General features: G+C 51.1%; 1 protein-coding gene. It reads right to left on the bottom strand.

Going from position 1 to position 231, the window contains the following annotated elements:
* Window positions 1-231 (bottom strand): ATP-binding cassette domain-containing protein (locus E0702_RS18380; protein WP_132045921.1); only part of this gene is annotated, 231 nt, incomplete at both ends.

Raw genomic sequence — 231 nt, 5'->3', positions numbered from 1 at the left:
ACACCATGCCAATTTGCTGACGCAGCTTGATCACGTCCGTTTCCGGTGCTGTCAAATCCTGTCCATCCATCCAGATGTGACCCGTTGTAGAGGAAGATGCAATCTCATCATTCATTCGATTAAGGGAGCGCAAAAAGGTCGATTTACCGCAGCCGGAAGGCCCGATCAGGGCAGTCACAGTCTGCTCGGGAAAGGCCAGATTCACTTTTTTCACAGCCTCAAAGCTGCCAT

The sequence above is a fragment of the Halomonas marinisediminis genome (assembly GCF_004347715.1).
In the GTDB taxonomy this organism is placed as follows: Bacteria; Pseudomonadota; Gammaproteobacteria; order Pseudomonadales; family Halomonadaceae; genus Halomonas; species Halomonas icarae.
Note: the sequence above shows the minus strand (reverse complement) of the source record. Positions and strands in the feature narration are given on the sequence as shown.